At 76.3% G+C, this 6,464-nt stretch carries 7 protein-coding genes; 3 read left to right on the top strand and 4 right to left on the bottom strand.

Going from position 1 to position 6,464, the window contains the following annotated elements:
- Positions 1–187: 187 nt before the first annotated feature.
- Positions 188–1,204 carry a stage II sporulation protein M gene (locus AB0L40_RS13220; protein ID WP_364354793.1) on the bottom strand — a complete coding sequence of 339 codons (1,017 nt, stop codon included), beginning with the start codon at positions 1,202–1,204 and terminating at the stop codon, positions 188–190.
- A 4-nt stretch (positions 1,205–1,208) separates the two neighbouring features.
- Between AB0L40_RS13220 and AB0L40_RS13215 the strand changes: the two genes are divergently transcribed.
- Entirely contained in the window at positions 1,209–2,000 is a 792-nt protein-coding gene (locus AB0L40_RS13215; RefSeq protein WP_364354790.1) for an RDD family protein, read from the top strand.
- Between the two features lie 200 nt (positions 2,001–2,200).
- Positions 2,201–3,100, top strand: a complete 900-nt coding sequence (locus AB0L40_RS13210) for a thioredoxin domain-containing protein (protein WP_364354787.1) — start codon at positions 2,201–2,203, stop codon at positions 3,098–3,100.
- Here AB0L40_RS13210 and AB0L40_RS13205 read toward each other — a convergent pair.
- The 3 genes from AB0L40_RS13205 to AB0L40_RS13195 all read right to left on the bottom strand — a co-directional run bounded on the left by AB0L40_RS13205 (position 3,020) and on the right by AB0L40_RS13195 (position 4,937).
- Positions 3,020–3,493: a hypothetical protein gene (locus AB0L40_RS13205; RefSeq protein ID WP_364354784.1), complete on the bottom strand. Its 474-nt coding sequence runs from the start codon at positions 3,491–3,493 to the stop codon at positions 3,020–3,022. The genes AB0L40_RS13210 and AB0L40_RS13205 overlap by 81 nt on opposite strands.
- A 113-nt stretch (positions 3,494–3,606) precedes the next feature.
- Positions 3,607–4,044: a cadmium resistance transporter gene (locus AB0L40_RS13200; RefSeq protein WP_364354781.1), complete on the bottom strand. Its 438-nt coding sequence runs from the start codon at positions 4,042–4,044 to the stop codon at positions 3,607–3,609.
- Complete coding sequence (locus AB0L40_RS13195) at positions 4,041–4,937, bottom strand: phosphatase PAP2 family protein (RefSeq protein ID WP_364354778.1); 897 nt, start codon at positions 4,935–4,937, stop codon at positions 4,041–4,043. Before AB0L40_RS13195 ends, AB0L40_RS13200 begins: the two co-directional genes overlap by 4 nt.
- Positions 4,938–5,172: 235 nt before the next feature.
- On the opposite strand from AB0L40_RS13195, the gene AB0L40_RS13190 reads away from it, so the two are divergent.
- Complete coding sequence (locus AB0L40_RS13190; RefSeq protein WP_364354775.1) at positions 5,173–6,450, top strand: branched-chain amino acid ABC transporter substrate-binding protein; 1,278 nt, start codon at positions 5,173–5,175, stop codon at positions 6,448–6,450.
- Positions 6,451–6,464: the final 14 nt, after the last annotated feature.

The following is a 6,464-nucleotide window of genomic DNA, read 5'->3' as shown; positions in this document are numbered from 1 at the left end:
CATCGTTCGCCGACTTGTTGTGACTCCGCGCCCCGGTGCTGCGCGGCCTGGTGCGGCTGGGCTGTGGGCGCCATGGCCTCGTATTAGGCGGAAGCAGCGGGCGGCCTGGGGCCCGGCGGACGCGGCGCGCCGCGCGCCGGTCGCCGCCCGCCTCGGGCCGCTCGCCTCAGGCCGCCCACCGCTCGCCTCAGCCCGCAGCAGCCGGCCGCGCGCGGCCCGCACCGACCGGCTCGGCGACGCTGTCCGCACTCGCCGCCACCACCGGCCGCCTCCCCCGCACCGCCACCAGCGTCCAGTAGCCGCCGCCGATCCCCAGGCCGACGGCCGTCACCGCGAGCGCGGACCAGCCGGCGGGGGAGACGAAGCCCTCGACGATGCCGCAGAGGACGAGGAACGGGGCGGTGCCGAGGACGACGAGGATCGTGGGGCGGGCGACGTCGCGGACGGCGACGCGGCGCGTGCGCTCGCCGGGGTCGACGATCACCCAGCCGACGGCCATGCCGGCAGCCGCGGCGACGACGATGCAGCTGAGCTCGAGGACGCCGTGGGCGACGATCAGGTGCAGGACGTTGCCGAGGTTGTCGTTGGCGGCGGCGACGCCCATCACGGCGCCGAGGATCGCCCCGTTGTAGGCGACGATCAGGACGCCCGGGACGACGCAGAGCAGCCCCGCGACGAAGGCCATGAACGTCACGCGGATGTTGTTCGTGAACAGCTGGGAGGAGAAGGCGGCGGACTCCGAGGAACCCAGGCCGCGGTCGCCGACGGGCGGGGCGGCGCCGTCGATGAAGTCGCCGGGGACGAGGCTCGACGCGACGGACGGGTCGATCGCGGCCCAGACGCCGACGACCAGCGCGGTGCCGAGGAGGGCGAGGGCGGCCAGGCCGATCCAGCGACCGAGCGCCCGGACGAGTCGCCAGTAGTCGCGCGAGAAGAACTCGCGGGCCGATCCGCGGGGGCCGGAGCGGGCGTAGACGACCGACCGGGCGCGCCGGACGAGCAGCTCGAGCCGCTGGACGACCGGGTCGTCCGGGTACGCGCGCCGGGCGTGCGCCAGGTCGGCGGCGGCCGCCCGGTAGGCCGTCCCGAGCTGGAGGACGCCGTCCGCACCGAGGCGCTCCGGGCGCGAGCCGGCCCGCCGGACGAGGGCCTCCAACGCGTCCCACGAGGGGGTGCGGTCGGCGAGGAAGCGGGATAGGGTCACGGCCGTGCAGGAGTATCACGACCGTCTCACGATCTCCACTCCGGAGGCCGTCGACGTCGTGCTCGACCTGGCGGGCCCCGGCAGCCGGATCTCCAGCGGAGCGATCGACCTCGCGCTGCAGGTCGTGATCGCGATCGTGGGGACGTTCTGCGTGGGGGCGCTGTCGGTCGCGATCGGCGACGACTGGGCGGTGGTGGTCGGCTCGATCGGGGCGTTCCTGCTGCTCTTCTTCTACGACGTCGCCTGGGAGCTGCTCAACGACGGGCGGACGCCCGGCAAGGCGTTCCTGGGCCTGCGGGTGGTCCGCGACGACGGCCGGCGCGTGGACGCGGGCTCCAGCGTCCTGCGCAACCTCCTGCGGATCGTCGAGATCCCGCTGGCCTACGCGCCCGGCATCGTGCTGGTGACGATGACGCGCCGTCACCAGCGGATCGGCGACATGGTCGCGGGCACCCTCGTGGTCCGCGAGCCGCGCCGGCCGTCCGTCGCCCTGGCCCGGAAGCGCGCGCCGGCCGGGGGATCGTCGGCGTCCGATCCGTGGGGCGCGCCGGCCGCCCCGACGTCGCCGGACGTCGCCGCGGGCCTGCGGCTCGACACCGCGGGGCTCACCGACCACGACCGCTCGACCGCGCGCGCCTTCGCGGCGCGGCACCGGACCCTCGACCCGGGGGAGCGCGCGGCGCTGGCGACGGCGATCGCCGCGGGGCTCCGCGCCCGCCTGGGAACGGTCCCGGACGAGGCCGGCGACGAGGAGCTCGTCCTCGAGGTCGCCCGCGGGTCGTCGCTGCGCGGCTGACCCCGCATCGGCCCGCGCGCTCGCGTTCACCCAGCCCGCTCGCCCGCGTCGACCCCGCCCGCCCGACGTCGACCCGGCGCGCCCGCCCGCGTCGGCCCCGACCCTCATGCTCGGGCGCTCACCTGCCGAAGGACTGGGTAGCAGCGTGCCGCGGCGCCCCGCCCGCACGATCCCTTCGACGCGCGCGAAAGGCCGTGTCCGTGTCCGTCCCACCGTCCCCACCGCCCGGCCCGGGCGATCCGCGCCGTCCCGACGGCGCTCCCGCCCCCACGTCCGGCCGTCGCCTCCCGAGGCGCTGGCGCGAGCTCGTCGCGGGGACCGTCGGCGCGCTCGTCGTCGCGATCTACGTCGCCGTCTCGGTCTCGATCGCGCCCGACGACAGCGTCCCGGCGGATCGCGGGATCACCTCGATCCCGCGGTCGGCCGCGCCCGCGACCCCGGCCGCGCTCCGCCCGTACACCGTCGGGTCCGCGCGGGCGCCGCTGCAGCTCGTCGAGTACGGCGACTTCCGTTGCCCGTCCTGCGTCGCGATGCTCGACGACGACGTGGTGGGCGTCCTGGCCCACTGGGTCGACGCGGGCCGGCTGCGGTTCACGTGGCGGGACTTCGCGATCCTCGGGCCGGACTCCGTGCTGGCCGCGGAGGCCGGGCGGGCCGCGGCGCGGCAGGACCGGTTCTGGCCGATGCACCAGGAGCTCTTCCACGCCTTCGGGAGCGGCACGCTCCGGGCGACCGTGCCGGGGCTCGTCCGGATCGCACGCCGGGCGGGCGTGCCGGACCTCGCCCGCTTCCGCCGCGACGTCGTGTCCGCGGGCACGCGCGGGTTCGTCGCCCGGAGCGCCCGGGTCGCCCGGGCGCGGGGGCTGGGCAGCACCCCGACGTTCGCCGCCAACGGCACCAGGGTGCGGACGGGGTCGATGGACGCCGCGCAGCTCGAGGGCCTCCTGGAGCGGCTGTGGCAGCGGCTCGGCCCGGCGGCGACGCCCGACCAGCCGGTGTCCCCGGAGGCCGTGACCGCGTCAGGGGACGTCGACGGCGACGCGCCGGCCGACCACGGGGACCTGGCAGCTGTCGCGGCTGCAGGCGCCGTAACTGAGTGACACCGTGGCCCGGCCGTCGCGGGCGCGGCGGACCGGGACGGTCACCCGGATCGGGCCCTCCGGGTACACGGGCAGCGGCCGCGCGACGCCGGTGACCCGCAGCAGCCGCACCCGGGCGTCGACCCGCTGCCGGCCCGTCCGGGCGAGCGCCCCGCCCACCGTCACGCGGGTCCGCTGGCCGACGCCGCCGAGCCCGCCGACGGGCAGGTCCGCGCCGTAGAGGTGGAAGCCCCGCTCGGGGGTGAGCGTGGCGACGACCCTGCCGCGCGACCCGTCCCACGGCTGCAGCCGCATCGCAACGTCGACGCCGCCGGCGGTCAGCCGGGTGACGCGTGGGCCGGGGTCCCCGCCTCCGCAGCCCGCGAGGGCCAGGGCGAGCGCGCCGAGGGCCATCGGCAGGGCGGGACCAGACGGACGCTCGCGCCGCCCGGCTCGAGCGCCGGCCTCGCGGCACCGGCCGTCCGCCCCGGGACCCCGCCCGCCGGGGGTCGTCCACGGGGTCACCCTCACGCCAGGCCCTCCGCCAGGATCGCGGCACCGAGGACGACCAGGACCACCGGGACGGCGACGTGGCCCCAGCGGCCGACGGTCCGGGCGACCGGCGGCCGGCCCGCGAGCCAGCGCGCGCCGGTGAGCCAGACGCCGAGCAGGACGGCGAAGGTGATGAGCACGGCCCCCGGGTCCCCGGAACCGCGGTTGGCGAGGAACGGCACGTAGACCGCGACGTTGTCGGCGCCGCCCGCGATCGTCACGGCCGCGACGCCGACGATGCCCCGGACCGGCGGCGGGGGCCCCTCGCCGTCCTCCGTCCCGCGGCGCAGCGCCAGCAGCCCGGCGATCCCGAGCCCCAGCGGCACGAGGCCGAGGAGCGCGACGACGTCGTCGAGGTTCGTCGCGGCGAAGGCGGCGGCCGCCGCGGCCGCGGTCCCGACGGGGTCGCTCACGAGGCCGTCCTGGTGGACCCGCCGGGCCCGGACGGCCGCGGGGCGTCCGCCGCCGGCGCGCCCGACGACGACCGGATGGCGGCAGGAGCCCCGCGGTCCTCGCCCGGGTCGACCCGCAGGAGCAGGTGCACGACGGTCACGGCGCACGCGAGGCCGAGCAGCCAGCCGGCCAGGACGTCGGAGGGCGAGTGGACGCTGAGGACGACGCGGCTGATCCCGACGAGCAGGACGATCACGGCGGCGACGACCAACGGCCACCGGGCGCGCCGTGCCGCGCGCGGAGCAGCGCGACCGGGGGCCCGGTCGCCGGCGAGCCCGGCCCCGTCGCCGTCCGCCCCGGTTCCGGTCCCGTCCGCCCCGGCCCGGTCCGCCCCGTCCGTCCCGGCTTCGGTCCCGTCCGCTCCGGTCCCGCCCTGCCCGCCGCGGGCGCCGGCCCGCCGGGCGACGACCAGCACGAGCCCCAGCGCCAGCCACCCCGCCGCGGACTGCGCCGAGTGCCCGGACGGGAAGCCGCTGGAGCGCTCGACGACCTCGTGCAGCGCCGCGGGCGGCCGCGGGCGCTCGACGATGGCCTTCAGCAGCGGGGCGAGGGCGGCGCCGAGGGCCAGCGAGGCGACCGGCGCCGCGGCGGCGACCGGGCGCAGGACCCGGGCGGCGGCGAGCACGAGCCCCGCGACGATCAGGATCACGGCCAGCACCAGGCCGTCCCCGAGGTTCGTGATCGCGCGGGCCAGATCCACGGTTCCCTGGGTGCGATCGAGCGCGATCCGCTCGACGACGTCCGCGTCCCACCGGGTGACCACGTCGTCGGAGCGCACGAGGACCCCGAGGACCGCGATCACCGCGAGGCACGCGAGAACCAGCGGCAACGGGTGGCGCACGACGCGGGGCACGGCCCGGGAGGATCGCAGCCCCCGGCGGACGGGCGACGGGTGTCGGCGTCGCGGCGCCCGGCCCCGAGGGGACCTGGGCCGCTGCAAACGTTCGCGTCGGCGCCGGTGTGCAGGGCCCGGGACGCCGTAGCCATCTGGCCCACGTCCCGACCGCCCGTTTCGCCTCTCGTCCGAGAGAGGCACGCAATGTCGCGTCTACGCTCGCCACGGTACGTTCGGAACAAGCGAGGAACCGATGACCCCAAGAACGCGACTGCTGGCCTCCACGGCCCTGATCGCCACCACGGCAATGGGACTCACCGCCTGCGGCGGAGACGACAAGAGCAGCGACAGCGGCGGGGGCGGCAGCACGTCCGCCTCGTCGGTGACGGTCCTCTCGAGCCTCCCGCTCCAGGGGGCGTCGAAGGACCAGCTCGCCGCCCTCGTCAACGGCATCAAGCTCGCGCTGAACCAGGCCGGCGGCAAGGCCGGCGGCGTCTCCATCAAGTACGACTCGCTCGACGACTCCACCGCCCAGGCGGGCAAGTGGGACCCGACCCAGACGGGCGCCAACGCCCGCAAGGCGGTCTCCGACAAGTCGGTCGTCGCCTACATCGGCGAGTTCAACTCCGGTGCCTCGCAGATCTCGATGCCGGTCCTCAACGGCGCCGGCATCGCCCAGATCTCCCCGGCCAACACGGCCGTCGGCCTGACGACGAACGAGCCCGGCTCCGAGCCCGGCGAGCCGGCGAAGTACGCCCCGACGGGCAAGAAGACCTACATGCGCATCGTCCCGCGCGACACGATCCAGGCGGCGGCGCTGCTGACGACGCTGAAGACGGACCAGTGCACGAAGGTCGCGGTCGCCGACGACCAGGAGACCTACGGCGCCGGCCTCGCGAAGGTCATGGGCATCAAGGCCAAGGACGCCGGCGTCGCGATCACGTCGACCACGGGCATCCAGCCCGACGCGGCGAACTTCCGCGCCTACGCGGCGAAGATCAAGGGCGAGGGCGCGGACTGCTTCGTGTTCTCCGGCGTGACGGCCAACGGCGCCGCGCAGATCTACAAGGACGTCGCCGCGGCGATCCCGGGCGTGAAGCTCTACGGCCCGGACGGCGTGTGCGAGTCCGGCCTGACGAACCCCTCCAAGGGCGGTCTCCCGAAGAGCCTGGCCAAGCAGTTCCACTGCACGGTGGCGACGCTCGACCTGAAGAGCTACCCGGGTGGTGACGCCTTCCTGAAGGCCTACACCGCGGCCTACAAGGACGCGGCCCCGGACCCGTACGCCATCTACGGCTACGAGGCGATGAAGCTCGTGATCGACACCATCGCGAAGCTCGGCCCGGACAAGGTCAGCCGCGCGGACGTCCTCGCGGCCCTGCTGGCGACGAAGGACCGCGACTCGGCGCTGGGCACGTACAGCTTCGACAAGAACGGCGACACGACGCTGACGGACTACGGCCTCTACGGCGTGGGTGCGGACGGCAACCCCGTGTTCCAGAAGACCCTGAAGGCCGCCGCCACGCGATAGGCGCCTCGTCAGGA

This window comes from Patulibacter sp. NPDC049589, from assembly GCF_040675535.1.
Classification (GTDB): domain Bacteria; phylum Actinomycetota; class Thermoleophilia; order Solirubrobacterales; family Solirubrobacteraceae; genus Patulibacter.
Note: the sequence above shows the minus strand (reverse complement) of the source record. Positions and strands in the feature narration are given on the sequence as shown.

Coding starts and splice junctions, on each gene's coding strand:
- AB0L40_RS13205 (WP_364354784.1), bottom strand. CDS start 3,493: ATGGCCCTCGGCGCGCTCGCCCTGGCCCTCGCGGGCTGCGGAGGCGGG.
- AB0L40_RS13190 (WP_364354775.1), top strand. CDS start 5,173: ATGACCCCAAGAACGCGACTGCTGGCCTCCACGGCCCTGATCGCCACC.